Here is a 25,439-nt window from a genome sequence, read left to right on the forward strand (position 1 = left end):
CGCCGCTCTTGCTACCAGCCGCGGCGGCCTCGGCGCCGATGAGGCCAAGCGTCGGCTGCAGAGCTACGGGCCGAACGCGCTGCCGGAGCCGCCGCGGCGCTCGGCGATTCTGCGGTTTCTGGCGCAGTTCAACAACACGCTGATCTACTTCCTGCTGGCGGCTGCCGTCGCCGCAGCGTTCCTCGGCCACCAGATCGACGCCGCGGTGATCGTCGCGGTGGTGACGATCAACGCGATCGTCGGCTACATCCAGGAAGACAAAGCCGAGAAGGCGCTGGCGGCGATCAAGAAGATGATCTCGCCGCGCGCCCATGCCTGGCGCGACGGTCACCGCGTTGTCGTGCCTGCCGAGGAGCTGGTGCCCGGCGACGTGGTGATGATCGAGGCCGGCGATCGCGTACCGGCCGATCTGCGCCTCACCCGCGCTCGCGGCCTGTTGATCGACGAGGCGATGCTGACCGGCGAGTCGGTCGCCTCCGAAAAGCACGACCAGCCGACGGCGCCCGATGCGCCGCTCGGGGACCGGCTGTGCATGGCGTTCTCCGGCACGCTGGTGTCGGCGGGGCAGGGCTTCGGCGTCGTGGTCGCCACCGGTGCCCGCACCGAGATTGGGCGCATCAGCACGATGATTCAGGGCGTCGAGCAGCTCACCACGCCGCTGCTGGCGCAGATCAACACCTTCGGCGAACGCTTCACCTGGGTGGCGATCTCGGCCGCCGCCGCGATCTTCGCCTTCGCCGTGCTGGTGCGGGACTATGCGTGGCCGGATGCGCTGATCGCCGTGGTGGCGCTCGCGGTCGGTGTGGTGCCGGAGGGGCTGCCTGCCGTGATCACCATTACGCTGGCGATCGGGGTGCAGCGGATGGCGCGGCGCAACGCCATCATCCGCCGGCTGCCGGCGGTGGAGACGCTCGGCGCCACCTCGGTGATCTGTTCGGACAAGACCGGCACGCTGACGCGCAACGAGATGACCGCCCGCCGCATCGTCACCGCCGACCATACCATCCTGGTCAGCGGCTCCGGCTATGTGCCGAAGGGCGAACTGACGGTCGACGGCCGGGCTGCTCCCGAAGCAGTGGCGTCGGCGATGCAACTGATCCGCTCCGCGCTGCTGTGCAACGACGCGCAGCTTCGCCAGGTCGACGGCCACCACGTCGTCGATGGCGATCCGATGGAGGGCGCGCTGGTCGCACTCGCGATCAAGGCCGGGCTCGATCCGGAAGGCGAGAGGGCGGCGTGGAAGCGCTCCGATGAAATCCCGTTCGACGCGCAGCACCGCTTCATGGCGACCCGCCACGCTACCGAATCCGGCGCGCAGGTGATCTTCGTCAAGGGCGCGCCGGAACGGCTGCTGGGCATGTGCGCCACCCAGGTCGGTCCGGGCGGCGCGCTGCATCCAATCGATCCCGAATTCTGGACTGCGCAGATTGCGCGCGCCGCGGCCGAAGGCGAGCGCGTGCTCGGCTTCGCGCTGCGCTCGCCGGCGCGCCCGTCCGATCAGCTCGGCTTCGCCGATCTCGACGAAGGGCTGTCGTTCATGGGGATCGTCGGCTTCATCGATCCGCCGCGCGACGAAGTGATCCGGGCGATCGCCGAATGCCGATCCGCCGGCATCGTCGTCAAGATGATCACCGGCGACCACGCCGCGACCGCTGAGGCGATTGCGCGGCAACTCGATCTGACCGATCATCCCGACGTCGTCACCGGCGCCGAACTCGACCGCACACCTGACTCCGGCTTCGTCGAGCTGGCCCGCCGTACCGATGTGTTCGCCCGCACCAATCCGGAGCACAAGCTGCGGATCGTCCAGGCGCTGCAGTCCACCGGCGCGGTGGTGGCGATGACCGGCGACGGCGTCAACGATGCGCCGGCGCTGAAGCAGGCCGATGTCGGCATCGCGATGGGCCACAAGGGCACCGAGACCGCCAAGGAAGCGTCCCAGGTGGTGCTGCTGGACGACAATTTCGTCTCGATCGTCGCCGCCGTGCAGGAAGGCCGCACGGTCTACGACAACATCCGCAAAGTCATTGCCTGGACCATCCCGACCAATGGCGGCGAGGTCTTCACCGTCATCATGGCGATCCTGATCGGCTTCACCATGCCGATGACGCCGGTCCAGATCCTGTGGATCAACCTGATTCTCACGGTCACGCTCGGCCTGGTGCTGGCGTTCGAGCCGCCGGAGCCCGGCGTGATGAAGCGCCCGCCGCGCCCCGCCCACGCGCCGCTGCTGTCGCGCTTCCTGGTGTGGCGGATTTTCTTCGTCTCGTTCCTGTTTACAGCCGGCGCGCTGGCGATTTTCTTCTTTGCGCTCGGCAAGGGGCTGCCGCTCGAGACCGCGCGCACCATGGTGGTCAATGCGATCGTGGTGTTCGAGATCTTCTATCTGTTCAACGTCCGCTACCTGCACGCCAGCTCGATCTCGCTGCGCGGCGCGCTCGGCACCGTGCCGGTGCTGGCGGCACTGGTCGTGGTGGTCGCCGCCCAGCTTGCCTTCACCTATGCACCGTTCATGCACAGCCTGTTCGACACCACGCCGCTCTCGCTGGTCGACGGTGCGGTGGTGATCGGCGCCGGCGTGGTGCTGATGATCGTGCTCGAGCTGGAAAAGCTGGTGATGCGCAAGATCGGTGCACTGCGCCGCCTCGAGCCGTAATCGGCATTTTCGCGTCGTCGCATCCACTCATCCCAACGACGAGGTTCATGATGAACGAACTGCCCCGTCCCGATACGATGTCCGGCCTGAAGGTGGTGCTTGCCGCCACGGATTTCTCTGCGCGCTCCGAACGCGCGGTGCGCCGCGCGGCGGCGCTCGCCCGGCAGAGCGGCGCGCGGCTGGTGATCACCCATGTGGTCGACGACGACCAGCCCGAACACATCGTCGCGGTGGAGGTCGAACTCGCCGAGACCGCGCTCGCGGACGCAATCCGCGAACACGGCTATCTGGCCGGCCTGGACTGTACGCCGCTGGTGGTGCTGGGCACGCCGTTCGACGCCATCGTCCGTGCTGCGCAGCAGCAGGGCGCCGATCTGTGCGTCGTCGGCAGTCACCGCCGCGCGTTCCTGCGCGACATCTTCGCCGGCACGACCGCCGAACGGGTGATCCGTAACAGTTCAGTGCCGGTGCTGATGGCCAATGTCGATCCGGCGCTGCCTTATGCGAAGAGCCTGGCGCCTGTCGATCTGAGCGAATGCTCGGCCCAGGCGCTCGCAACCGCGCGCCGGCTCGGCCTGCTGCAACGCACGCGCCTGATCGTCATGCACGTCTATGATGCCGCTGCGGCCGGGATGCTGAATTATGCCGGCGTCGACAAGACCAGCCTCGACGATTACTTGGTCGATACCCGTACCGACGCGGTGCGCGATCTGGTGCGTTTCCTCGAACCGCTGCGGCTCGACGATGTCGACTATTCGACCGTGGTCAGAGAAGGTGCCGCCCCTGCCACCGATATTATCGACGCCGCCACCGAGCTGCGCCCGGATTTGGTGGTGATCGGCACGCATGCGCGGCGTGGTGCGGTGCGGCTATTGCTGAGCAGCGTGACCGAGGAGGTGCTGCGCCGACTGCAGCGCGATATCCTGGTGGTGCCGGTTCGCGATAGTACCACGGGATAATGCGAGCCGGCTTGCCGGCCTCGGTATTGCCCGCCACACTAGCCGCCGATCGGCGCGGCATCGGAACCTCGCCGGCAAACAACCGGGAGGTCGACGATGGGCGCGCGGCTGAAGCATTACGGCTGGGGTCGAGAAGGCGAGGGCATGACCGAGGCCGAGCAGGCATTCGTGCTCGGCCGTTATCAGGCGAAGTTCGGCTGCGACAGTTTCGAGACCGTCGAAGTCGCCAAGCTCGACGATGTCACGCTGCACGAACCGCGGATCGTGCCGCCAAAGTCGCTCTCGGAAATCTGCGCGGTCGACACCTATCACCGCGCCGCCCACGCCTACGGAAAATCCTATCCGGACTACGTCCGCGGCATGCTCGGCGATTACGACGCGGCTCCCGATGTCGTCGCCTATCCGCGAAACGAGGCGGAGATCGCCGCGGTGATGGATTGGGCCGGCGGCGCCGGGGCGGCGCTGACGCCGTTCGGCGGCGGCTCGTCGGTGTGCGGCGGCGTCGAATGCCGGGTCGACGGCGGTCGCTACAAGGCGGCGGTGACGCTGGATCTGCGCCATCTGGGCCAAGTGCTGGAAGTCGATGCCACCTCGCGCGCGGCGCTGATCGAGGGCGGCGCGTTCGGCCCGGCGCTGGAGGCGCAGCTCAAGCCGCACAATGTCACGCTGCGGCACTTTCCGCAGAGCTTCGAATACTCCACGCTCGGCGGCTGGATCGCGACCCGCTCCGGCGGTCACTTCGCCAGCCTCTACACTCACATCGACGATTTCGTCGAAAGCCTCCGCGTGGTGACGCCGCGCGGCGTGGTCGAAACGCGGCGGCTGCCGGGCTCTGGCGCCGGCCCGAGCCCGGACCGGATGTTCATCGGCTCCGAAGGCATCCTGGGCGTGATCTCGGCGGCGTGGATGCGGCTGCAGGCACGCCCCACGTATCGTGCCGGCGCCTCGGTGCGCTTCCCGAGCTTCTTCGCTGCGGCGCGCGCGGTTCGCGCGGTGGCGCAGGCCGGGCTCTATCCGTCGAATTGCCGGATCCTCGATCCCGCCGAGGCCTACAACACCGGTGCCGCCGACGGCAGTGTGGCCATCATGGTGCTGGCGTTCGAGAGCGGCGATCATCCGGTCGAGCCGTGGATGGCGCGGGCACTGGAATGCTGCGCCGATCACGGCGGCACCAAGGAGGAAGCCGAGGCGTCGTCGGCGCATCTCGAAGGTGCCGCGGGATTGTGGCGCAACGCTTTCATCCGGATGCCTTACGCGCGCGAATTCCTCACCCCCGCCGGGCTGATCAACGACACGTTCGAGACGTCGATTACCTGGGAGCGGTTCGAGAGCTTCCACGACAGCGTCAAGGCCGCGACCGAACGTGCGATTCTGGATGCGACCGGAGTCAAAGGCGAAGTCACCTGCCGCTTCACCCATGTGTATCCGGACGGGCCCGCGCCGTATTTCTCGTTTCATGCGCTCGGCCGGCACGGCGAGCTGCTCGAGCAATGGCAGGCGATCAAGGATGCGGCGAGCGATGCGTTGATCGCTGCCGGCGGCACCATCACCCATCACCACGCCGTCGGGCGCGATCATCGCAAGTGGTACGACCGCCAGCGCCCCGAGCTGTTCGCCGCCGCGCTACGCGCCGCCAAACGCGAGCTCGATCCGGCCGCGATGCTCAATCCGGGAGTGCTGATCGATCCGTAGCACGGCGCTGGGGCGTGCCGGGTGCGACCGGCTGGCACACAGCCGGATCGTCGGGCGATAACAGATCGGTGGCGCGGCGGCGCGGCAGATCGACCCGTGCCGCGACGAATTCCGGCGGTCCTTCGGTCAGTCGCGCGACACGCCGGTCGCGCTCTTCGAGTGGCGCGTCCGGATCGATCAGCGCGTAAACTTGCGATGTCGCCAGTTCGAATGCGCGGTCGGGTGCGATCGCCTGCGAGGGGCGTGCGCCGGGCGCAGCGCCGATGCCGATCTCGATCAGCCGGCCGAGCGCTTCGGCCCGCGACAGCCCTCGCCGCGCTGCCCATCGATCGACCGCGCCCAGCGTTTCGTCGTCGAGTGCGACCGCATGCAGACTTTGGCCGGCTGTCGCGACAGGCGGCACGGTCACGGATGATGAGTCGTTCGTGGGCATCGTTGCCGGCGCGATATCGTCACTCATGGGTTCAGCACTAAACGATCGAACGGCGCTCTGAAAGCCCAACCTGTGGCTCGTCGCCCGACCACGTAATCGCCTCAGGCGCGGTGCCAATCGTTACCGCTTTACTAACACCGATCGCAGCGATCCTGCAGATCGCTTAGGCAAATTTTAAGCCGGACCACCTAGGTTATTCCTGTGAGTTGAGTGCTTTGCGAGTTGTGAGTACGCCATGACAGAGCCCCACCGCCCGAGGGTAAAATACGTGATCGGGCCCGATGGAAGCCCATTGACGATCGCCGACCTGCCTGCACCCGGCACCAAGCGCTGGGTCATCCGCCGGAAGGCCGAAGTCGTCGCCGCTGTCCGAGGCGGTCTGCTCTCCCTCGAAGAGGCGTGCAGCCGATACACCCTGACGGTGGACGAGTTCCTGTCTTGGCAGTTCTCGATCGACCATCACGGTCTGGCCGGTCTGCGCACCACCCGAATCCAGCAATATCGCCAGTAAATCAATCGTTTCCAGATTTTGACGATTTGACGAAAGCCGGCCCCATTTCGGGAAGCCGGCTTTCAGCATTTTCAAGGGTTTTTGCGGTCCGTTAAGATTCGTTAACCATATGGAAACCATCCCATAGGCAAGATTTGCCTAGCCGTGCGGAGAGGCTGATCCGCCGGTCGGTCGCGCCGTGCATCCGAGGGGCTGGTCCTTGCAGAATCTGTTGAGTTTCCTGAAAGGCTTGGGAGCCGCGCGGCTGATGGCGATGATCGCCGTCACGGTTGCACTGCTCGGCTTCTTCGCCTTCGTCATCATGCGGGTGTCGCAGCCGCAGATGACGACGCTGTACACCGACCTCAGCATGGAAGACTCCTCCAGCATCATCAAGGAGCTGGAGCGCCAGGCGATTCCCTACGAGGTGCGCAACGACGGCGCGATTCTGATGGTGCCGCGGGACAAAGTGACGCGGCTGCGGATGAAGCTCGCCGAAGGCGGCCTGCCGAAGGGCGGCGGCGTCGGCTACGAGATCTTCGACAAGTCGGACGCGCTCGGCACCACCAGCTTCGTTCAGAACATCAACCATCTCCGCGCGCTCGAAGGCGAGCTGTCGCGCACCATCCGGGCGATCGACCGGGTGCAGGCGGCGCGGGTGCATCTGGTGTTGCCGGAGCGTCCGCTGTTCGCGCGCGAGGCGCCGGAGCCGTCGGCCTCGATCGTGCTGCGCGTGCGCGGCGCGCTGGAGCCACAGCAGGTCCGGGCCATCCGACATCTGGTCGCGTCGGCCGTCAATGGTTTGAAGCCGCAGCGGGTGTCGATCGTCGACGAGGCCGGGCAGCTCTTGGCGGATGGATCGGCCAGCGGCGAGGCCGCAGAAGGCGCCACCAGCGACGAACGCCGTGCCGCGTTCGAAAAGCGGCTGCGTAGCCAGATCGAGGGCATCGTCTCCTCGGTGGTCGGCGCCGGTCGTGCCCGCGTCCAAGTCTCGGCCGATTTCGACTACAACAAGATCACCCAGACCTCCGACAAGTTCGATCCCGAAGGCCGCGTGCTGCGGTCGAGCCAGACCCGTGAAGAATCAGCCGCGACCTCCGCGGCAGACGGTCAGGTCACCGTGAACAACGAGCTGCCGGGCAACAATCAAGGCCAGACCGCCGGTCCGCGCGACGTCAGCAAGAAGTCGGAAGAGACCAACAATTACGAGATCTCCCGCACCACCAAGACCGAGGTCACCGAAGCCGGCCGCGTCAACCGGCTGTCGGTCGCGGTGCTGGTCGACGGCATCTACACCCCGAACGACAAGGGCGAGCTGGTCTATGCCGAGCGGCCGAAGGAGCAGCTCGACCGCATCGCCACGCTGGTGCGTTCGGCGATCGGCTTCGAACAGAAGCGCGGCGATCAGGTCGAAGTGGTCAATCTGAAGTTCGCCGAGGCGCCGCAGATCGAGAAGCTGCCGGAGCCGGCCGGGCTGCTCGGCATGTTCCAGTTCACCAAGGACGACATCATGAACATGATTCAGCTCGGGGTGATGTTCCTGCTCGGTCTGGTGGTGCTGTTCATGGTGATCCGTCCGCTGATGAAGCGCATCCTCGCCGCCGACCCGACGCCGGAAACGCCGGGCGGCCTGCCGGCGCTGGCCGACGGCACCGTGCCGCAGATCGGCGCCGATGGTCAGCCGGGGGCGCCCAACATGATCGACATCGCCCAAGTGCAGGGCCAGGTCCACGCCCAGTCCGTCCATCGGGTCGGCGAACTCGCCGAACGCAATCCCAACGAAACCGCCGCCATTGTCCGTCAATGGCTGGCCGAACCCGCCGCTTAATCCGCCATGGCCGACGCCTCCGTCCCAGCAACCAGTCAGGATGACATCGCCACCGTCGTCGCGACGTTGGCGCAGCGTCAGAGCGGCCGGCCGCCGAGCAAGCCGCTCAGCGGGCCGAAGCGCGCCGCGATCCTGATGCTGGCGCTCGGCGAACAATATGGCGGCAAGATCTGGAGCCTGCTCGACGACGACGAAGTGCGCGAGCTGTCCTCGGTGATGTCGACGCTCGGCACCATCGAGCCGGAAACCGTCGAGGATCTGCTGCTCGAATTCGTGTCGCGAATGTCGGCGTCCGGCGCGCTGATGGGCAACTACGACGCCACCGAGCGGCTGCTGCAGAGATATCTGCCGGCCGACCGCGTCTCGGGCATCATGGAAGAAATCCGCGGTCCCGCCGGCCGCAACATGTGGGAGAAGCTCTCCAACGTCTCCGAAGAGGTGCTCGCCAACTATCTGAAGAACGAGTACCCGCAGACCACCGCTGTGGTGCTGTCGAAGCTGAAGCCGGAGCACGCCGCCAAGGTGCTGGCGATCCTGCCCGAGGATATGGCGCTCGACGTCATCAACCGCATGCTGCGGATGGAGTCGGTGCAGAAGGAAGTGATCGAGAGCGTCGAGAAGACGCTGCGCTCCGAATTCATGTCGAACCTGTCGCAGACCCGCCGCCGCGACGCCCACGAGGTGATGGCGGAGATCTTCAACAATTTCGACCGCCAGACCGAGACCCGCTTCATCACCTCGCTGGAAGAGGACAACCGCGAGTCCGCCGAGCGCATCAAGGCGCTGATGTTCACCTTCGACGATCTGGTCAAGCTCGACGCCGGCTCGGCGCAGACGCTGATGCGCAACATCGACAAGGACAAGCTGGCGATCGCGCTGAAGAGCGCCAACGAGGAGGTCCGCGGCTTCTTCCTCGGCAACATGTCGTCGCGCGCCGGCAAGATGCTGCTCGACGACATGGCCGCACTCGGTCCGGTGCGACTGCGCGATGTCGATGAAGCACAGGCGCTGCTCGTCAATCTCGCCAAGGATCTCGCCGCCAAGGGTGAGATCGTGCTGACCAAGAACCGCGCTGACGACGAATTGGTGTACTGATGGCAGCTCCCGCGCAGAAATTCCTGTTCAACGACGATTTCGGGGCACCGGAAAAGGCCAGCGAGAATACGATCGGGGCCGCCGAGCTGGCGCAGGCTGTCGCCGCCGCCGAGCAGCGCGGCTATCAGAACGGATTCGCCGCCGGTCAGAACGAGGCCGTGGTCGAGGCGCAGCGGCGCAGCGCGATGGCGCTGGAGCAGATCGCACAGGCGATGCACGTCATTGCCAGCGGGATCGGCGGTGTCGAAACCCGGATGGAGACCGAGGCGGTCGAAGTCGCGATCTCCGCCGCGCGCAAATTGTGTGGCGAGCTGATCGCCGCCGAGCCGCTCGCCGAGATCACCGCGCTGGTCGGCGATTGTTTCCGTCACTTGGTGGCGACGCCGCATCTGGTGGTGCGGATCAACGACGCGCTGTACGAGGCCGCGCGCGAACGCATCGAGCTGCTCGCCAAGCAGAGCGGCTTCGCCGGCCGTCTGGTTTTGCTGGCCGATCCGGAAATCGCCGGTGGTGACTGCAAGATCGAATGGGCCGACGGCGGCGTGGTGCTGGAGCGCGCCACGATCGAGGCCAAGATCGACGAATTGGTGGGCCGCTACATGGCGACCCGCAACAGCGGCCGATAACAAGAGGAAGGTGAGACATGGGTGACAATGACGGCCAGGTGCCGCTTCCCGACCTCAACGGCACCGACTCGCCGCCCCTGGCCGACGTCGGCTATCAGGACGACGAACAAATCTCGCGCGTTGCCGCCGACCTCGAGGCGGTGTTCGACGTCCCGGTGCAGGTCTCGGCTGTGCTCGGCCGGTCGAAGATGGACGTCGGCGAGCTGCTCAAGCTGGGGCCCGGCGCGGTGCTGGAGCTCGATCGCCGCGTCGGCGAGGCGATCGACATCTATGTGAACAACCGTCTGGTGGCGCGCGGTGAAGTCGTGCTGGTCGAGGACAAGCTCGGCGTCACCATGACGGAAATCATCAAGGCGGACACCTAAACGCGAAGCGCGCGGATTTCGCGCGGAAGGATATCCAGGAGCAACCCATGCGGCTTCTCATTGTCGGCACCCTGAAGGGCCAGCTCACCACCGCGACCAAGATCGCGATCGACAACGGCGCGTCGGTCACCCACGCCGACGACAACGAACAGGCGATGCGGGTACTGCGCGGCGGCAAGGGCGCCGACCTGCTGCTGGTCGATGTCGCGCTCGATATTCGCGATCTGGTGATGCGGCTGGAAGCCGAGCACATCCATGTGCCGATCGTCGCCTGCGGCATTGCCTCCGATGCCCGCGCCGCGGTCGCCGCGATCCACGCCGGCGCCAAGGAGTACATCCCGCTGCCGCCGGATCCGGAGCTGATCGCTGCGGTGCTGGCTGCGGTGGCCAACGATTCCCGCGAACTGGTGTATCGCGACGACGCGATGGCGAAGGTGGTGAAGCTGGCACAGCAAATCGCCGCTTCCGACGCCTCGGTGATGATTACAGGCGAGAGCGGCACCGGCAAGGAGGTGCTGGCGCGCTACGTCCACAGCCGTTCGAACCGCGCCAAGAAGCCGTTCATCAGCATCAACTGCGCAGCAATCCCCGAGCATCTGCTCGAGTCCGAACTGTTCGGTCACGAGAAGGGGGCCTTCACCGGCGCGGTGGCGCGCCGCATCGGCAAATTCGAGGAAGCCACTGGCGGTACGCTGCTGCTCGACGAAATCTCCGAGATGGATGTGCGGCTGCAATCCAAGCTGCTGCGCGCAATTCAGGAACGGGTGATCGACCGCGTCGGCGGCAAGAATCCGGTGCCGGTCGACATCCGCATCCTCGCCACCTCCAATCGCAATCTGTCCGAAGCGGTGCGCGAAGGTACGTTCCGCGAGGATCTGCTGTTCCGGCTCAACGTCGTCAATCTGAAGATTCCGCCGCTGCGCGAGCGGCCGGCCGACATCCTCGAGCTGGCGCAGCACTTCGCCAAGAAATACGCCGACGCCAACGGCGTGCCGCTCCGTCCGTTGTCGGCGGAAGCGCGCCGCGTGCTCACCACCAATCGCTGGCCGGGCAATGTCCGCGAACTGGAGAACACCATCCATCGCTCGGTGCTGATGGCGCAGGGCGACGAGATCGGTCCCGAGGCGATCATCACGCCCGATGGCGATCGGCTCGATCAGGCGAAGACGCCTGCGGCGGTGGCGCACGCCACTTTCGCCGCCGAGCAGGTCACCCGCGCGCTGGTCGGCCGCACTGTCGCCGACGTCGAACGCGATCTGATTCTGGAGACGCTGAAGCACTGCCTCGGCAACCGCACCCACGCTGCCAACATCCTCGGCATCTCGATCCGCACGCTGCGCAACAAGCTCAACGAATATGCCGACGGCGGCCTGCCGATCCCGCCCGCCGGTGGCGGCGAACCGCGCGCCTTCGTGCAGACCGCCTGAGCGCCGCGCAGCGTCCTGTCTCGCCCTGAAGAGAGTCCTCCGGTCCCCTCTGGAAAGGTCTCTCCTCCGCCCCTCCTCCTGAAAGGAGGCGGGGCGGAGCGGGCAACTTCAAGCTCCGTTATTCTTGTGACCGCCGCAGGCACGAGCCTGGAGTGACCGGCCCCCTGTCCGTCGTCCCCGATGGCACGCAAGTCCAGAATCGCGATCCAACAGGGCCGATGTCGATAAGCGGCGGCTGCGTCTTTTCATGCAGACGTCAGGGGGATGGATTTGGGGGCGTGCTCCAGCGCGCCTCGGAATGACGGCAATAAGCTCGCGCGAAGTATCAAGATCGAAGACGCGCCGTCCGCAATGAGGCGCGGCCGTTCCTCGTCGGCGAGCAGCTTGCTCGCTTGCCCGTGCAGGAAGAGGTCACGCGCGCCGGCGTCGCGCGATGCTCACGAGTATTTCGGTGCGTCCGGGTTACGGAAGATTCGGATCGGGTCACCCGGTGTCAGCTTCGGCGCCGTCAGCACCGAATAAGCATATAGGGCCAGATAAGCGCAGGCGAGCGCACCGACCCCATAAAATGCCCAGATCGCCAGTCTCTTCATGTCGTTGTCATAGGTGCGGCCGGACAGTCCTGCAAGATTGCCGACGAAGCCGACGAACGCGCGGATGTTTGATCTAGCTCAAGCCGTCCTTGCCTGAACAGAGCATTTTACCGCCGGGCACCGGCCCCGATGCCGGCCATCCTTATCCCTTCCCCCGAGATTCATCATGTCGGCTCACCGCCAAGGCGGCGGCGATCGCATGCGCCGTCGGCGCATGGAGATCTTCGCCTTCGTGTTCCTCACCTTCGTGCTGATGCCCGCACTCGCGGTCGGCGCTGTCGGCAGCTACGGCCTCGGCGTGTGGATCTATCAGAGCATCGCCGGGCCCCCGACCCACTGAAATCGATTGGAGCATCGACCATGACCCAGCACACCATCGATCGCCGGTCGCTGTTCGCCGGCCGGCTCGCCAATCCGGATCCGGTGGTCAGGCCACCCGGGGGCGAGATCGCCAGCATTCTGGTTCAGGCGCGGCCGGACCGGCTCGCCGAAGTCGAAGCCGCGATCGTCGCGCTCGATGGCTGCGAAGTTCACGGTCGCGATCCGCGCGGCAAGCTCGTCGTGGTGATCGATGCACCGTCCGCCGGTCAGATCGGCGAGCGCCTCACGACCATCTCGCTGCTGCCGGATGTGTATGCCGCCTCGCTGGTGTTTCACGCCCTCGAGGCCAACTAAGCACCGCGACCGAAGGACAGACTGATGAGCACGACCAAACTCGATCGCCGCCAGGTGCTGAAACTCGAAGCCGCCGCGATGGCGGCGCTCGCCGGCGGGGTGACGCTGCCCGCCGCCGCCGCCAACCTCGTCACCGAGCGGTCCAGCTCCGAACTGAAATGGGACAAGGCGGCGTGCCGCTTCTGCGGCACCGGCTGCAGTGTGATGGTCGCCACCAAGGACGGACGCGTCGTCGCTACCCACGGCGACTCCAAGTCGGAGGTCAATCGCGGCCTCAACTGCGTGAAGGGCTACTTCCTTTCGAAGATCATGTACGGCCACGATCGCCTGACGCAGCCGATGCTGCGCAAGACGAACGGCGTGTACGACAAGAACGGCGAGTTCACCCCGGTGTCGTGGACCGAGGCGTTCGACGTCATGGCCGAGAAATTCAAGTCGGCGCTGAAGAAGCGCGGCCCGAGCGGAGTCGGCATGTTCGGCTCCGGGCAGTGGACGGTGTGGGAAGGCTATGCCGCGTCGAAGCTGTTCAAGGCCGGCTTCCGCTCCAACAACATTGATCCAAACGCGCGGCACTGCATGGCCTCCGCGGTGGCGGGCATGATGCGGACCTTCGGCATCGACGAGCCGATGGGGTGTTACGACGACATCGAGGCCGCCGACGCGTTCGTGCTGTGGGGCTCCAACATGGCGGAGATGCATCCGCTGCTGTGGACGCGCGTCACCGACCGGCGGCTGTCGGCGCCGCACGTCAAGGTCGCGGTGCTGTCGACCTTCGAGCATCGCTCGTTCGAGCTGGCCGACATCGGCATGGTGTTCAAGCCGCAGACCGATTTGTATCTGCTCAACGCCATCGCCAACCACATCATCACCACCGGCCGGGTCAATCGCGATTTCGTCGACAAGCACACCGTGTTCAAGCGCGGCCAGACCGACATCGGCTACGGTCTGCGGCCGGAGCATCCGCTGCAGAAGGCGGCGACCGGCGCCGCCAAAGCCAACGACTCCACCGACATGACGTTCGAGGAGTACGCCAAGTTCGTCTCGGACTACACGATCGAGAAGGCCGCGCAGATGTCCGGCGTGCCGGCGGGGCGCATCCTGGCGATGGCCGAGCTGTATGCCGACCCGAAGGTCAAGGTCACCAGCTTCTGGACCATGGGTTTCAATCAGCACACCCGCGGGGTGTGGGCCAACAACCTCGTCTACAACATCCACCTGCTGACCGGAAAGATCTCAGAGCCCGGCAACAGTCCGTTCTCGCTCACCGGTCAGCCGTCGGCCTGCGGCACCGCGCGCGAGGTCGGCACCTTCTCACACCGCCTGCCGGCCGACATGGTGGTGACCAACAAGGCGCATCGCGACGTGGCCGAGCGGATTTGGAAGCTGCCGGAGGGCACCATTCCGGACAAGCCCGGCTATCACGCCGTGCTGCAGAGCCGGATGCTGAAGGACGGCAAGCTCAACGCCTACTGGATTCAGGTCAACAACAATCTGCAGGCCGGTCCGAACACCAACGAAGAGACTTATCCCGGCTATCGCAACCCCGAGAATTTCATCGTGGTGTCGGACGCCTATCCGTCGGTCACTGCTCTCGCGGCCGACTTGATCCTTCCGACCGCCATGTGGGTGGAGAAGGAGGGCGCTTACGGGAATGCCGAACGCCGAACCCAGTTCTGGCACCAACTCGTCAGTGCGCCGGGCGACTCTCGCTCCGACCTGTGGCAGTTGATGGAGTTCTCCAAGCGCTTCACGGTCGAGGAGGTGTGGCCCGAGGACCTGATCGCCAAAAAGCCGGAGGTTCGCGGAAAGACTCTGTACGACGTGCTGTATCGCAATGGTCAGGTCGACAAATATCCGGTGTCGGATCTCGAAGCTGGCCACCTCAATCAGGAATCCAACGAGTTCGGCTTCTACGTGCAGAAGGGGCTGTTCGAGGAATACGCCAGTTTTGGCCGCGGCCACGGCCACGATCTCGCGCCGTTCGATATGTATCACAAGGAGCGTGGGCTGCGCTGGCCGGTGGTCAACGGTCAGGAGACTCGCTGGCGGTTTCGCGAGGGCTCCGATCCTTATGTCGGCAGTGGCAGCGGAGTGCAGTTTTACGGCCACAGGGATGGCCGTGCCCGGATTTTCGCGCTGCCCTACGAGCCGCCGGCGGAATCGCCGGATACGGACTATCCGTTCTGGCTGTCGACCGGCCGCGTGCTGGAGCACTGGCATTCCGGCACGATGACGCGGCGGGTGCCCGAACTCTACAAGGCGTTCCCGGAAGCGGTCTGCTTCATTCACCCCGACGACGCATCGGCGCTGAAGCTGCACCGCGGCGACGAGGTCAAGGTGCAATCGCGGCGTGGCTTCATCCGCGCGCGGGTCGAGACCCGCGGTCGCGACCGGCCCCCGCGTGGCCTGGTGTTCGTGCCGTGGTTCGACGAGTCCAAGCTGATCAACAAGGTGACGCTGGACGCCACCGATCCGATCTCGCTGCAGACCGACTTCAAGAAATGCGCCGTGCGCATCGAGAAGGTGTGAACGCCATGAAGATCCGATTCAAAAGCGTCCGCCGGTTCTTCGTTGCGCTGGCCGTCGTCGTGAGCGCGAGCGCAACCTCGCTGATCGCGGAGCCCCTTTCATCGCCGCTGCGCGGCACCACGCCGCTCGACGAAGTGGCACCGGCTCCGCTGATCACGCCGCTCAAGAATTCCGCCGAGCGCGAAGTGCGTAACTATCCAGAGCAACCGCCGGTGATTCCGCACAGCACCGACGGTTATCAGATCGACCTCAACAGCAACAAATGCCTGAGCTGTCACGCCCGCGCCCGCACCGGCGAGTCGCGAGCGCCGATGCTGAGCATCACCCACTTCATGGATCGAGAAGGGCAGTTTCTCGCCACGGTGTCGCCGCGGCGCTACTTTTGCACGCAATGCCATGTGCCGCAGCACGTCGTCCGGGCGCCCGTCGAAAACGACTTCATCGATATCGACTCGCTCCTGAATGCGGCGGCGCCGGGAGCGCGGCGATGACGACGACTGACCCGTCTTCGGCGCCGCACGGGGCGCCGCGCGAAGGCCGCCGTGGGTTTCTGCGGGAGCTGTGGCATGTGCTGAGCCGGCCGAGTTCTGTGTTCAGCCTCGGGGCGCTGGTGATCGCCGGTTTCGTCGCCGGCGTGGTGTTCTGGGGCGGCTTCAACACCGCGCTGGAGGCGACCAACACGGAGAAGTTCTGCACCGGCTGTCACGAGATGCGCGACAATGTATTCGCTGAGCTGAAGTCCACCATTCACTTCTCCAACCGCTCAGGCGTGCGTGCGACCTGCCCGGACTGCCATGTGCCGCACAATTGGACCGACAAGATCGGCCGCAAGATGCAGGCCTCGAAGGAGGTCTGGGGGCATCTGTTCGGTTCGATCGATACGCCCGAGAAGTTCGCCGACCGCCGTCTGGAGCTGGCGCTGCACGAATGGGCGCGATTCAAGGCGAATAATTCGCTGGAATGTCGCAACTGCCACAGCACCGAATCGATGGACGTCACCAAGCAGTCGCCGCGCGCCGCTGTCGCCCATTCCGCCTACCTGTTCAACGGTGAAAAGACCTGTATCGACTGCCACAAGGGCATCGCTCACCACCTGCCGGACATGCGCGGTGTGCCGGGCTGGCAGTAGGTGACACGGTGCGTTCGCCGGCTTGCACTGGCGGCACGAACAGCTAGCGTGCGAATCGTAGCGGGGCTGGCCTCGCCTTCGATTCATCCGCGAGCAAGATGACCACCTTCACCCCTGTTCAGGACGAGGCTTTGAAAGCCGTCGGCGCTTGGCTGAAGGCCAAGCCCGGCCGCAACGGTACGCCGCTGGTGTTCCGGCTGTTCGGCTATGCCGGTACCGGCAAGACCACGCTGGCGCGCGAGATCGCCGAGGGCGTGTCGGGCGAGGTGAAGTTCGCCGCCTTCACCGGCAAGGCGGCGCTGGTGATGCGCAACAAGGGCTGCGACGACGCCTCCACCATCCATTCGCTGATCTATCGCACCAAGGAGAGCGGCGTCGAGCAGCCGAGCTTCGAGCTGTGGGACGACGCGCCGGCCTCCAAGGCCAAACTGATCGTGATCGACGAGTGTTCGATGGTCGACGAGGAACTGGGCCGCGACCTGATGTCGTTCGACTGTCCGCTGCTCGTGCTCGGCGACCCTGCGCAATTGCCGCCGATTCAGGGCGGCGGCTTCTTCACCAATGCCGAGCCCGACGTGATGCTGACCGAGGTGCATCGCCAGGCGCAGGATGATCCGATCGTGCGGCTGTCGATGGACGTGCGCGAGGGCAGAGGACTCGAGCGCGGGCGCTACGGCGACACCGAGGTGGTGAGCCGCGATCAGCTCGATCCGCAGCGGGTGATGGATGCCGATCAGGTGCTGGTTGGCCGCAACAACACCCGACGTGCCTACAACGCGCGTTTCCGGCAGCGGCTGAACATCGAGGACCCGTTTCCGGTCGGCGGCGACAAGCTGGTGTGCCTGCGCAACAACCGCAAGAAGGCGCTGTTCAATGGCGGGCTGTGGCGGGTGAAATCACGCTCGCCGATCAAGACCAAGATCATCACCCTGCGGGTGACGCCCGACGAGGATTTCGGCGGCCGGCTGACTAAGGTTTCGGTGCGCAACGAGTGCTTCGCCGGCGGCATCGAGGATATCAGCTGGGATCAACGCAAGCCCTACGACGAGTTCGATTACGGCTATGTACTCACCGTGCACAAGTCGCAGGGCTCGCAATGGGACGACGTCGTGCTGTTCGACGAAAGCTTCGCGTTCCAGGACTCTCGCGCCCGCTGGCTCTACACCGGCATCACCAGGGCAGCGAAGCGGCTGAGCGTTGTAGTGTAGCAAAGCGAGGCCGTCTCCGCGTCGCCCTCACCCCAACCCTCTCCCGCTCGCGGGAGAGGGGGCTCGCCGTGCGCGCGGCGACGCCGTGCGCAAAAAGCGGGCGCGCAAGAACAATGACCTACCCCAGGCACTGAGCACTCCCTCTCCCGCTTGCTGGAGAGGGCTGGGGTGAGGGCGCCCCAGGCAGTGAGCAGGCAGAGTAGCAGCGATCAGTCGGCTACTCTGCCTTGGTCGCCACGAACGTCATCCGCCACGGATTGTGGCCGATGTTGTGCTCGGCGCGGCGGGCGGTGAAGCCGGCGGCGGTGAGCTTGGCCAGCATCTCGGCCTCGCTGTAGCGCTGCAGGCCGATCTTGGTTCGCAGTTCCCGATAATCGGACAGCGCGGTCCTCGCCAGCCCCCACAGCGCATCCTTCAGGAAGCCATGACGGCGCGCCATCAGCAGGAGCGCCAGCACGTCGCGCGGCATCCCGACCTCGGGGCGGAGAATATCGCCGAGCACAAGGCTGCCGGGCGGCGACAGCAGGCGCCGGATCACCGCGAAGGCTTGATCAAGTTCGGCCGGCGTCATGTATTGCGCCACCGAATTCATTACCACCAGGTCGACCGAGCCGTCCGGCATGGTGCGCAGATCGTCCAGCGATCGCACTCGGATCTTTGTGTTGAGCGCGTAGCGGGCGATCAGCCGGCCGCGCACCCCGGGGGCGGGCTCGGCCAGGATCAGCTTGCCGCAGGAGTCCGCGATGCTCGGCGCCGACAGCGCTTCGCCGCAGGAATAATCCAGCACCACCGCGCCAGGGGACGGGATGTAGCCGGTGATGTCGCGAGCGATTTCGGCAAAATGCACGTCACGATGGCGATTGCTGACATAGATCGTGTGGGTGGAGTCGTAATAGTCGATCCAGTCGTCCATCCGGTGACCTCGAAACCCGCCGAAACCAGGCCGAACGCGGCCATCCGGGGCCGATCGGTGCAGCGCACGCGGCTTTTGCATAGCTGTTCCATCTATGGAACGCCACCGCACGCCACGCGTTGTCGAGGGGTCTAACGTGTTTCGCGGGAAACACCAATGCACAGCCGAAACATCCAAGACGACGATTTTGCCAACCGCTTGGATGGGCCGGGCCGCTGCCACCCCGCCTGACCGTTGCATTCGCCCCTTCGCCGTCAACCGCATCACCGCAGGACAAATATCGTGACCAAATCCAAATCCGCCCCCGTCGCCCCTGAACTCGACACCCCGACCGATCTGCCGCAGCAGGCGGTGGACAAGATCTCGACCGCCCTGAACGGCCTGCTGGCCGATTCCTTCGCGCTGTATCTGAAGACCAAGAATTTCCATTGGCACATCAGCGGCCGTCACTTCCGCGACTATCACCTGTTGCTGGACGAACAGTCAGCGCAGATCCTGGCTACCACCGACGAGCTCGCCGAGCGCGTCCGCAAGGTCGGCGGCACAACGCTGCGGTCGATCGGCCACATCTCCAAGCTGCAGACCATCCAGGACAACAACGACGACTACGTTCCGCCGCGCGAGATGCTGCGCGAGCTGATGAACGACAACAAGAAGGTCGCTGCTGCGATGCGCAAGGCGCACGAGATCGTCGACGAGTGCAAGGATGCGGCCAGCGCCGGTCTGCTGGAGAACTACATCGACGAAACCGAAAAGCGCACCTGGTTCCTGTTCGAAGCCACTCGCCAGGAAGGTGCCAACGAGGCGTAACGGAGAGGGCTCGAGACGAGCCTATTTGAGAAAAGAACTTACTCAAGCGCTGCGAACTCCCTCTCCCCGCCGTTCGCGGGGAGAGGGTTGTGGTGAGGGTCGACAAGCGCACTGAGAAGCTGCTTCGACTTTTCAGACTCTCGGCCTCGCGGAGGCGCCTCCTCACGCGGATTTCTTCGCGATCCGACCTCTCCCGCGTGCGGGGAGTGGTGAATGGGAGCGTCTGCGAACTTCTGAAAAGCGGCGCTTACTTCCGCCAAAGTGTCGGAAGCGGCCCGTCCTTGCCGAACACCGGGTCAGTCTCCGGGAGCGGCACTTCTGGAATGGTTTTCAGCGCGCTGCGGTAATTGTCCGGGGTCGGCCGCGTCACCTGCATGGTTGCGCCTGGCGGATATGCACCGACCACTCGAAAATCGTGGCTGGCGAAGACGCATTTGTGACCGGTGCCGGCCGGAAGCACGGCGATGTCGCCGGGGCGTAATTCGATCGCCTCGCCCTGTTCGCCGCCGAACAGCACGAGCGCTCGACCGCGCGCCACGCCGAGCGCCTCATGGACGGTCGCGTGATAGTGTTGATAATCGTAGATGCCATTGCGCCAATGTTCGCCCCAGCCATTGGCTTCGAACAGATCCTCGATCGCCTGTTCCGGATGGCCGCCCGCGATGTCCACGGCACGCTTGTACAGCAGCAGCGGCATAGGATTGTTGGGGATCAATCCATCGTCGTCGAAGCGGTGGAGCAGCGGCTTGATCTGGTCGCGGGCGAGCGACATGAGGTCTCCGGCGTTGGATTTGATCACGCCGGGACAACGTCACGCCGCCGACGTAGTTCCTTTTGGTTCCGTGCGCGGCAGGTCGAACACCAGGCACGTCGTCGTGGCGTGCGCCAGCATCCGGCCGTTGCTATCGAGAATACGGGCTTCGGCGGTGGCGGCGCGGCGCCCGACGTTGAAGGTGCGGCCTTCCGTGCGCACCACGCCGCTGTCGGCGCTCATGCCGCGCACGAAGCTGATCTTGAATTCCAGCGTGGTATAGCCCTGGCCGGCCTTCAGCATGCTCTGCACTGCGAGCCCCATCGCTGAATCCAGCAGTATGGCGGCGTAACCGCCGTGCACCGAGCCGATCGGGTTGTAGTGGCGCAGCGTCGGCACCGAATGCATCACGATCTCGCCCGCGTCGGCGGTGCAGTCGAACGGCTCGACCGTCTGCATGATCGGCGGCTGCGGCAGGGTGCCGCCAAAGATGCCGCGCACGAAATCGAGCCCCGACATCGACGCCATCACCTCCATCGGCACTACGCCGTATTCGGTGGTCTTGTCGCTGCGCGCGTCCATGGCGGTGCTCCTTCTGATGGGATGATGTCGATCATACCAAAGCAGCGGCCGGTGCGCCAGTGGGCGCCGCCCCGTCATTCCGGGGCGCCGCGCAGCGGCGAACCCGGAATCCCGAGGTTTGTTATGCGCGCGAGCTTCCGGATTCGCTCGCTTGCGCGAGCGCCCCGGAATGACTCGTCGAACAAATGGAAGGCTTAGGCCGCAGCCTTCTTCGCGCGCATCAGATCGGCGAAGCGGCGGAACAGATAGTGCGAGTCCTGCGGGCCGGGCGACGCCTCGGGGTGATACTGCACCGAGAACACCGGCTTGTCGGCCAGCGCGATGCCGCAATTGCTGTCGTCGAACAGCGACACATGGGTCTGCTGCACGTTGCCAGGCAGGGTGGTCTTGTCGACCGCGAAGCCGTGGTTCATCGAGGTGATCTCGACCTTGCCGGTGGTGAGATCCTTGACCGGATGATTGGCGCCGTGGTGGCCCTGATGCATCTTCACGGTCTTGCCGCCGAGCGCGAGGCCGAGCATCTGGTGGCCGAGGCAGATGCCGAAGGTCGGCACGCCGGTCTCGATCACCTTCTGAATCACCGGCACCGCGTATGTGCCGGTCGCGGCCGGGTCGCCCGGGCCGTTCGACAGGAACACGCCGTCCGGCTTCATCGCCAGGATGTCTTCGGCCGAGGTGGTGGCGGGCACCACGGTGACCTTGCAGCCTTCGCCGGCGAGCAGCCGCAGGATGTTGCGCTTGATGCCGTAGTCGATCGCGACGACGTTGAACTCAGGGCTCTCCTGCCGGCCGAAGCTCTCGCCCCACGCCCATGGCGTTTCGTCCCAGGTGAAGCGCTGGCCGGAGGTGACCATCGGCACCAGGTCCATGCCTTCGAGGCCCGGCCACTCGCGCGCTTCTTCCTTCAGCGCGTGCAGGTCGAACTCGCCGCTCGGCGAATGCGCGATCACCGCATTGGGCATGCCCTTGCTGCGGATCAGCGCGGTCAGCGCGCGGGTGTCGATGCCCGACAGGCCGATGATGCCGCGCGCCTTAAGCCAGGCGTCGAGGTGCTTCGAGGAGCGGTAGTTGGACGGGTCGGTGATGGCGCTGCGCAGGATCACGCCGCGCGCGCCCGGCGTCGCCGCCATGTTCACCGTCTCGATATCCTCGTCGTTGGTGCCGACGTTGCCGATATGCGGGAAGGTGAAGGTGATGAGCTGCCCGGCGTAGGACGGATCGGTGAGGATCTCCTCGTAGCCGGTCATCGCGGTGTTGAAGCAGACCTCGCCGACGGCGTGGCCCTCTGCGCCGAGGCCGAAGCCCTCGAACACGGTGCCATCGGCGAGCACGAGCAGCGCGGTCGGCTTGTGGTCCGGCCAAGCGGGATGGGATGCTGAATTGGTCATGAGCGCACTACATAGTCGCGGGCGCTGCCGACGTCAAAGTGGCCAACCCGTCCAATTGTTCGCTTTTGGACGAGATTTGACAGGGAATTTGGCTGTCCTAGGCTCCGCGGCGGGCGCAGGGGCAGAATCGTGCGCGGGGAGAGGTGGAATGGACACATCATTGCCGGTGGTGCTGGTGCCCGGTCTGGCGGGTTCGCCGCGGATCTACGCCCCGATCCTCCCCGCGCTATGGGCCTGCGGCTCACCGGTGACGGTCGCCAACCACATCCGCGACGACAGCATGGCGGCGATCGCCCGGCGAATCCTCGCCGAGGCGCCGGCGCGGTTCGCGCTCGCCGGGCACTCGATGGGTGGCTACATCGCGTTCGAGATCATGCGTCAGGCGCCGGACCGGGTCGCCAAGCTGGCGCTGATCAACACCCAGGCCCGGCCCGACAGTCCGGAAGCCACCGAGCGCCGCACCCGGCAGATCGGGGAAGCCGAGGCCGGTCGGCTGCACGCGGTGCTGGACGAGCTGTATCCCGGCTTTGTTCACCCGTCACGCCGCGAGGACGCCGCGCTGCAGAGGATCGTCCACGATATGGGCGACGACGTCGGCGCCGCCGGCTTCGTCCGCCAACAGCGGGCGATCATCGCCCGCGCCGATTCACGGCCCACTCTGGGCACGGTCCGCTGCCCGACCCTTGTGATCTCCGGCGACAGCGACTCGACCATCCCGAACAGCCTGTCGCACGAGATGGCGGACGGGATCAAAGGCGCCAAGCTGACGATCATTCACGATTGTGGGCATCTGCCGCAGATCGAGCAGTCCGCCGCCACCGCCGCCGCGCTCGCGGACTGGCTGCGGAACTAGAGTTGTTTCAGGCGGCCGAACCGCCTACATCAGGCCCGAAAACCGTCTCCTCGTCGTTGCGAGGAGCGCAGCGACGAAGCAATCCAGAGTCCCGCATGCGGAGCGCTGGATTGCTTCGCTTCGCTCGCAATGACGGTCCCGTCCAAGATGCGAAGGAGCCCGACATGCTGCGCGATGACATCAACACCGCCGTGAAAGAGGCGATGAAGGCCAAGGACGAGCGCAAGCTGTCGACCCTGCGGATGGTGAACTCGACCATCAAGAACGCCGACATTGAAGCCCGCGGCCAGGGCAAGCCGCCGCTTTCCGATGGCGATCTGCTCAGCCTGCTGCAAAAGATGATCAAGCAGCGTCAGGAATCGGTCGCGCTGTACGATCAGGGCGGCCGCGCCGAGCTCGCCGACCAGGAGCGCGCCGAGATCGCTGTGATCCAGGCTTACTTGCCGCAGCAGATGTCCGACGACGAGGTCAAGGCCGCGATCGCCGCCATCATCGCCGAGACCGGTGCCGCCGGCATCAAGGACATGGGCAAGGTGATCGGCGCCCTGAAGGCGCAGTACGCAGGCCAGATGGACTTCGGCAAGGCCAGCGGCATGGTCAAAGCGGCGCTGACGGGTTAGTTCGCGTTCGCGTTGCGCAGCTCGAAGGTGCTCACCACGTGCACTGCGTAACCTCTCTCCGCAAGGGCGGGGCGATGTAGCGCGCTGTGCACGAGGTCGACCTCGTTCGAGGAGCGTCGCGACGAGGCAATCCATGCTCCGCGCGTGGGGCTGGATTGCTTCGCTTCGCTCGTAATGAGGAAGTCGCTATCGGAACGCCCGGCCGCCGTCTTTCAATCCGGTCGCAGGCCTCAGTGTCCCATCGCCGGCTTGGCGCTACGATCGACGCTGCGCAGAGACAACGCGAGCGGGATCATCAGCAAAGCGATGGCGGCGAGGGCGACGAACACGTCGATATAGGCCAGATACGACGCCTGAGCGCTGACGGTCTCGCCGATCATCGCCATCGCGGTGCCGGCGGTGTTGCCGGTCGCGTTCTGGCTCTTCAGATAGGCTTCGAGTTGGGCCAGCGTGCTGTGGAAGAACGGATTCCACGAGCCGATGTTCTCCACCAGCCGGCTCTGGTGAAACTGTTCGCGTTGCGCCAGCACGGTCTGACTGATCGAGACGCCGATCGAGCCGCCGAAATTGCGGGCGAGGTTGATCAGCGCAGAAGCCTGGTCGGTCTTCGACGCCGGAATGCCGTCGTAGGAGGCGGTGGTGATCGGAATGAAGATCAGCGGCAGGCCGACGCCGAGATACATCCGCGACCACGCGAAATACGAGAAATCGGCGCCCGGCGAGAGCCATGTCAGGTCGATCATCGCACCGGCGCAGATCGCCGCGCCGATCGCGATCAGCCAGCGGGGCTGCACCTTGCCGAGGCGCCCGACGATCAACATCATCACCATCGTCACCAGGCCGCCCGGCGAGATCACCAGACCGGCCAGTGTCGCGGTGTAGCCGTACAGCGCTTGCAGCAGTTGCGGCAGGATCTGCGTGGTCGCGATCAGCAGCGCACCGGTCGCCAGCATGATGATGAAGCAGCTCCCGAATTGCCGGCCGGTCAGCATCTTGATGTCGATCAGCGGCGTCTTGCGGGTCATTTCCCACGGCACGAACAGCAGCAGCGATAGAACCGACACCACCGCGAAGGTGACGATGAAGCTCGACGAGAACCAGTCTTCGACCTGGCCGCGGTCGAGCACGACTTCGAGCGAGCCGAGGAATGTCGCCACCAGCAGGAAGCCGATCACGTCGAAATTCGGTCCCTTGGCCCATAATTTGGCGCGCGCCTTCTTCTGTGCTTCCGAAGCCGGAATGATCAGATAGATCAGCACCAACGACACCAGCCCGACCGGCACGTTGATCAGGAAGCACCAGTGCCACGACAGGTTGTCGCTGAGCCAGCCGCCCAGCGTCGGCCCCACGACCGGAGCCACCACCACCGCGATGCCGTACAGCGCGAAGCCCTGGCTTCGCTTGGACGGTGGAAACGCCGCCGCGAGAATCGATTGTGCCACCGGCGTCATGCCGCCGCCGGCGAGCCCTTGCATCAGGCGGAACAGCAGCAGCGAGTTCAGGCTCCACGCCATGCCGCACAGGAACGACGACAGCGTGAACAGCGCTATGCAGACGATGAAGAAGTTCTTGCGGCCGAACATCTCGGCGATCCAGCCGGACGCGCACAGCACGATCGAATTCGCCACCAGATAGGTGGTGACCACCCACGACGCCTGATCGTTCGACACCGCGAGGCCGCCGGCGATGTAGCGCAGCGCGACGTTGGCGATGGTGGTGTCCAGCACCTCCATGAAGGTCGCGACCGACACCAGAACCGCAATCCCCCAGGGGGAATTGCCATACTCGCCTACGGCTTCGGCATCCGCCATCGCTGT

25 protein-coding genes are annotated in these 25,439 nt (G+C 65.4%); 18 read left to right on the plus strand and 7 right to left on the minus strand.

What is annotated here, in order from left to right; genetic code table 11:
- The 3 genes from DY468_RS18980 to DY468_RS18990 all read left to right on the plus strand — a co-directional run.
- Positions 1-2,656: cation-transporting P-type ATPase (locus DY468_RS18980; protein ID WP_164606340.1), on the plus strand; the 2,656-nt coding region annotated here is incomplete at its 5' end.
- A gap of 50 nt (positions 2,657-2,706) precedes the next feature.
- Positions 2,707-3,615, plus strand: a complete 909-nt coding sequence (locus DY468_RS18985; protein ID WP_164606341.1) for a universal stress protein — start codon at positions 2,707-2,709, stop codon at positions 3,613-3,615.
- A 96-nt stretch (positions 3,616-3,711) separates the two neighbouring features.
- Entirely contained in the window at positions 3,712-5,307 is a 1,596-nt protein-coding gene (locus DY468_RS18990; RefSeq protein ID WP_164606342.1) for an FAD-binding oxidoreductase, read from the plus strand.
- Here DY468_RS18990 and DY468_RS18995 read toward each other — a convergent pair.
- Positions 5,279-5,716: a hypothetical protein gene (locus DY468_RS18995; RefSeq protein WP_349644298.1), complete on the minus strand. Its 438-nt coding sequence runs from the start codon at positions 5,714-5,716 to the stop codon at positions 5,279-5,281. The genes DY468_RS18990 and DY468_RS18995 overlap by 29 nt on opposite strands.
- Before the next feature lie 259 nt (positions 5,717-5,975).
- On the opposite strand from DY468_RS18995, the gene sciP reads away from it, so the two are divergent.
- The 6 genes from sciP to flbD all read left to right on the plus strand — a co-directional run bounded on the left by sciP (position 5,976) and on the right by flbD (position 11,571).
- On the plus strand, positions 5,976-6,251 hold the full coding sequence (sciP, locus tag DY468_RS19000) for a CtrA inhibitor SciP (protein WP_011156827.1): 276 nt from the start codon (positions 5,976-5,978) through the stop codon (positions 6,249-6,251).
- A 199-nt stretch (positions 6,252-6,450) separates the two neighbouring features.
- A complete protein-coding gene (gene fliF, locus DY468_RS19005) occupies positions 6,451-8,058 on the plus strand; it encodes a flagellar basal-body MS-ring/collar protein FliF (protein WP_164606343.1) in 1,608 nt (535 codons plus the stop codon).
- Positions 8,059-8,064: 6 nt separating this feature from the next.
- Positions 8,065-9,153 (plus strand): flagellar motor switch protein FliG, encoded by a 1,089-nt coding sequence (gene fliG, locus DY468_RS19010; protein ID WP_164606344.1) that lies wholly within the window; start codon positions 8,065-8,067, stop codon positions 9,151-9,153.
- Positions 9,153-9,779 (plus strand): FliH/SctL family protein, encoded by a 627-nt coding sequence (locus DY468_RS19015; RefSeq protein WP_164606345.1) that lies wholly within the window; start codon positions 9,153-9,155, stop codon positions 9,777-9,779. Before fliG ends, DY468_RS19015 begins: the two co-directional genes overlap by 1 nt.
- A 17-nt stretch (positions 9,780-9,796) precedes the next feature.
- A complete protein-coding gene (fliN, locus tag DY468_RS19020) occupies positions 9,797-10,144 on the plus strand; it encodes a flagellar motor switch protein FliN (protein WP_164606346.1) in 348 nt (115 codons plus the stop codon).
- Between the two features lie 47 nt (positions 10,145-10,191).
- Positions 10,192-11,571, plus strand: a complete 1,380-nt coding sequence (flbD, locus tag DY468_RS19025) for a sigma-54-dependent transcriptional regulator FlbD (protein ID WP_164606347.1) — start codon at positions 10,192-10,194, stop codon at positions 11,569-11,571.
- A gap of 437 nt (positions 11,572-12,008) precedes the next feature.
- On the opposite strand, the gene DY468_RS24660 is transcribed toward flbD, so the two are convergent.
- Entirely contained in the window at positions 12,009-12,164 is a 156-nt protein-coding gene (locus tag DY468_RS24660) for a hypothetical protein (protein WP_205512541.1), read from the minus strand.
- Positions 12,165-12,330: 166 nt separating this feature from the next.
- On the opposite strand from DY468_RS24660, the gene napE reads away from it, so the two are divergent.
- From napE to DY468_RS19055, 6 genes are all read left to right on the plus strand, one after another.
- A complete protein-coding gene (gene napE / locus DY468_RS19030) occupies positions 12,331-12,504 on the plus strand; it encodes a periplasmic nitrate reductase, NapE protein (protein ID WP_164606348.1) in 174 nt (57 codons plus the stop codon).
- 20 nt (positions 12,505-12,524) lie between these two features.
- Positions 12,525-12,839 (plus strand): chaperone NapD, encoded by a 315-nt coding sequence (locus DY468_RS19035; protein WP_164606349.1) that lies wholly within the window; start codon positions 12,525-12,527, stop codon positions 12,837-12,839.
- Positions 12,840-12,863: 24 nt separating this feature from the next.
- Entirely contained in the window at positions 12,864-15,368 is a 2,505-nt protein-coding gene (gene napA / locus DY468_RS19040) for a nitrate reductase catalytic subunit NapA (RefSeq protein ID WP_164606350.1), read from the plus strand.
- A gap of 5 nt (positions 15,369-15,373) precedes the next feature.
- Entirely contained in the window at positions 15,374-15,859 is a 486-nt protein-coding gene (locus tag DY468_RS19045) for a nitrate reductase cytochrome c-type subunit (protein WP_246701046.1), read from the plus strand.
- Positions 15,856-16,497: a NapC/NirT family cytochrome c gene (locus DY468_RS19050; protein ID WP_164606351.1), complete on the plus strand. Its 642-nt coding sequence runs from the start codon at positions 15,856-15,858 to the stop codon at positions 16,495-16,497. The genes DY468_RS19045 and DY468_RS19050 overlap by 4 nt, the downstream gene beginning before the upstream one ends.
- A 98-nt stretch (positions 16,498-16,595) precedes the next feature.
- Positions 16,596-17,705, plus strand: coding sequence for an ATP-dependent DNA helicase (locus DY468_RS19055; RefSeq protein WP_164606352.1), 1,110 nt, complete (start codon positions 16,596-16,598; stop codon positions 17,703-17,705).
- Between the two features lie 217 nt (positions 17,706-17,922).
- On the opposite strand, the gene DY468_RS19060 is transcribed toward DY468_RS19055, so the two are convergent.
- Positions 17,923-18,618, minus strand: a complete 696-nt coding sequence (locus DY468_RS19060; RefSeq protein ID WP_164606353.1) for a class I SAM-dependent methyltransferase — start codon at positions 18,616-18,618, stop codon at positions 17,923-17,925.
- 282 nt (positions 18,619-18,900) lie between these two features.
- Between DY468_RS19060 and DY468_RS19065 the strand changes: the two genes are divergently transcribed.
- Positions 18,901-19,428, plus strand: coding sequence for a Dps family protein (locus DY468_RS19065; RefSeq protein ID WP_164606354.1), 528 nt, complete (start codon positions 18,901-18,903; stop codon positions 19,426-19,428).
- Positions 19,429-19,675: 247 nt separating this feature from the next.
- On the opposite strand, the gene DY468_RS19070 is transcribed toward DY468_RS19065, so the two are convergent.
- The 3 genes from DY468_RS19070 to carA all read right to left on the minus strand — a co-directional run bounded on the left by DY468_RS19070 (position 19,676) and on the right by carA (position 22,149).
- On the minus strand, positions 19,676-20,200 hold the full coding sequence (locus tag DY468_RS19070) for a hypothetical protein (RefSeq protein ID WP_164606355.1): 525 nt from the start codon (positions 20,198-20,200) through the stop codon (positions 19,676-19,678).
- Positions 20,201-20,239: 39 nt separating this feature from the next.
- Positions 20,240-20,761 (minus strand): PaaI family thioesterase, encoded by a 522-nt coding sequence (locus DY468_RS19075; protein WP_164606356.1) that lies wholly within the window; start codon positions 20,759-20,761, stop codon positions 20,240-20,242.
- 194 nt (positions 20,762-20,955) lie between these two features.
- Positions 20,956-22,149, minus strand: coding sequence for a glutamine-hydrolyzing carbamoyl-phosphate synthase small subunit (gene carA, locus DY468_RS19080; protein WP_164606357.1), 1,194 nt, complete (start codon positions 22,147-22,149; stop codon positions 20,956-20,958).
- 148 nt (positions 22,150-22,297) lie between these two features.
- Between carA and DY468_RS19085 the strand changes: the two genes are divergently transcribed.
- The gene (locus DY468_RS19085; RefSeq protein ID WP_164606358.1) at positions 22,298-23,002 is read left to right on the plus strand and encodes an alpha/beta fold hydrolase; all 705 of its coding nucleotides are present in this window, start codon (positions 22,298-22,300) and stop codon (positions 23,000-23,002) included.
- Positions 23,003-23,166: 164 nt separating this feature from the next.
- Positions 23,167-23,622, plus strand: coding sequence for a GatB/YqeY domain-containing protein (locus tag DY468_RS19090; RefSeq protein WP_164606359.1), 456 nt, complete (start codon positions 23,167-23,169; stop codon positions 23,620-23,622).
- Positions 23,623-23,852: 230 nt separating this feature from the next.
- On the opposite strand, the gene DY468_RS19095 is transcribed toward DY468_RS19090, so the two are convergent.
- Entirely contained in the window at positions 23,853-25,433 is a 1,581-nt protein-coding gene (locus tag DY468_RS19095) for a DHA2 family efflux MFS transporter permease subunit (protein WP_164606360.1), read from the minus strand.
- Positions 25,434-25,439: the final 6 nt, after the last annotated feature.

Source organism: Rhodopseudomonas sp. BR0M22, from assembly GCF_010907035.1.
Taxonomy (GTDB): Bacteria; Pseudomonadota; Alphaproteobacteria; order Rhizobiales; family Xanthobacteraceae; genus Rhodopseudomonas.

What these genes read in the sequence shown, in the direction of transcription:
- DY468_RS18985 (WP_164606341.1), top strand. Translation starts at nt 2,707, where the DNA reads ATGAACGAACTGCCCCGTCCCGATACGATGTCCGGCCTGAAGGTGGTG.
- DY468_RS18990 (WP_164606342.1), top strand. Translation starts at nt 3,712, where the DNA reads ATGGGCGCGCGGCTGAAGCATTACGGCTGGGGTCGAGAAGGCGAGGGC.
- sciP (WP_011156827.1), top strand. Translation starts at nt 5,976, where the DNA reads ATGACAGAGCCCCACCGCCCGAGGGTAAAATACGTGATCGGGCCCGAT.
- fliG (WP_164606344.1), top strand. Translation starts at nt 8,065, where the DNA reads ATGGCCGACGCCTCCGTCCCAGCAACCAGTCAGGATGACATCGCCACC.
- DY468_RS19015 (WP_164606345.1), top strand. Translation starts at nt 9,153, where the DNA reads ATGGCAGCTCCCGCGCAGAAATTCCTGTTCAACGACGATTTCGGGGCA.
- fliN (WP_164606346.1), top strand. Translation starts at nt 9,797, where the DNA reads ATGGGTGACAATGACGGCCAGGTGCCGCTTCCCGACCTCAACGGCACC.
- flbD (WP_164606347.1), top strand. Translation starts at nt 10,192, where the DNA reads ATGCGGCTTCTCATTGTCGGCACCCTGAAGGGCCAGCTCACCACCGCG.
- DY468_RS24660 (WP_205512541.1), bottom strand. Translation starts at nt 12,164, where the DNA reads ATGAAGAGACTGGCGATCTGGGCATTTTATGGGGTCGGTGCGCTCGCC.
- napE (WP_164606348.1), top strand. Translation starts at nt 12,331, where the DNA reads ATGTCGGCTCACCGCCAAGGCGGCGGCGATCGCATGCGCCGTCGGCGC.
- DY468_RS19035 (WP_164606349.1), top strand. Translation starts at nt 12,525, where the DNA reads ATGACCCAGCACACCATCGATCGCCGGTCGCTGTTCGCCGGCCGGCTC.
- napA (WP_164606350.1), top strand. Translation starts at nt 12,864, where the DNA reads ATGAGCACGACCAAACTCGATCGCCGCCAGGTGCTGAAACTCGAAGCC.
- DY468_RS19045 (WP_246701046.1), top strand. Translation starts at nt 15,374, where the DNA reads ATGAAGATCCGATTCAAAAGCGTCCGCCGGTTCTTCGTTGCGCTGGCC.
- DY468_RS19050 (WP_164606351.1), top strand. Translation starts at nt 15,856, where the DNA reads ATGACGACGACTGACCCGTCTTCGGCGCCGCACGGGGCGCCGCGCGAA.
- DY468_RS19055 (WP_164606352.1), top strand. Translation starts at nt 16,596, where the DNA reads ATGACCACCTTCACCCCTGTTCAGGACGAGGCTTTGAAAGCCGTCGGC.
- DY468_RS19060 (WP_164606353.1), bottom strand. Translation starts at nt 18,618, where the DNA reads ATGGACGACTGGATCGACTATTACGACTCCACCCACACGATCTATGTC.
- DY468_RS19070 (WP_164606355.1), bottom strand. Translation starts at nt 20,200, where the DNA reads ATGTCGCTCGCCCGCGACCAGATCAAGCCGCTGCTCCACCGCTTCGAC.
- DY468_RS19075 (WP_164606356.1), bottom strand. Translation starts at nt 20,761, where the DNA reads ATGGACGCGCGCAGCGACAAGACCACCGAATACGGCGTAGTGCCGATG.
- carA (WP_164606357.1), bottom strand. Translation starts at nt 22,149, where the DNA reads ATGACCAATTCAGCATCCCATCCCGCTTGGCCGGACCACAAGCCGACC.
- DY468_RS19085 (WP_164606358.1), top strand. Translation starts at nt 22,298, where the DNA reads ATGGACACATCATTGCCGGTGGTGCTGGTGCCCGGTCTGGCGGGTTCG.
- DY468_RS19090 (WP_164606359.1), top strand. Translation starts at nt 23,167, where the DNA reads ATGCTGCGCGATGACATCAACACCGCCGTGAAAGAGGCGATGAAGGCC.
- DY468_RS19095 (WP_164606360.1), bottom strand. Translation starts at nt 25,433, where the DNA reads ATGGCGGATGCCGAAGCCGTAGGCGAGTATGGCAATTCCCCCTGGGGG.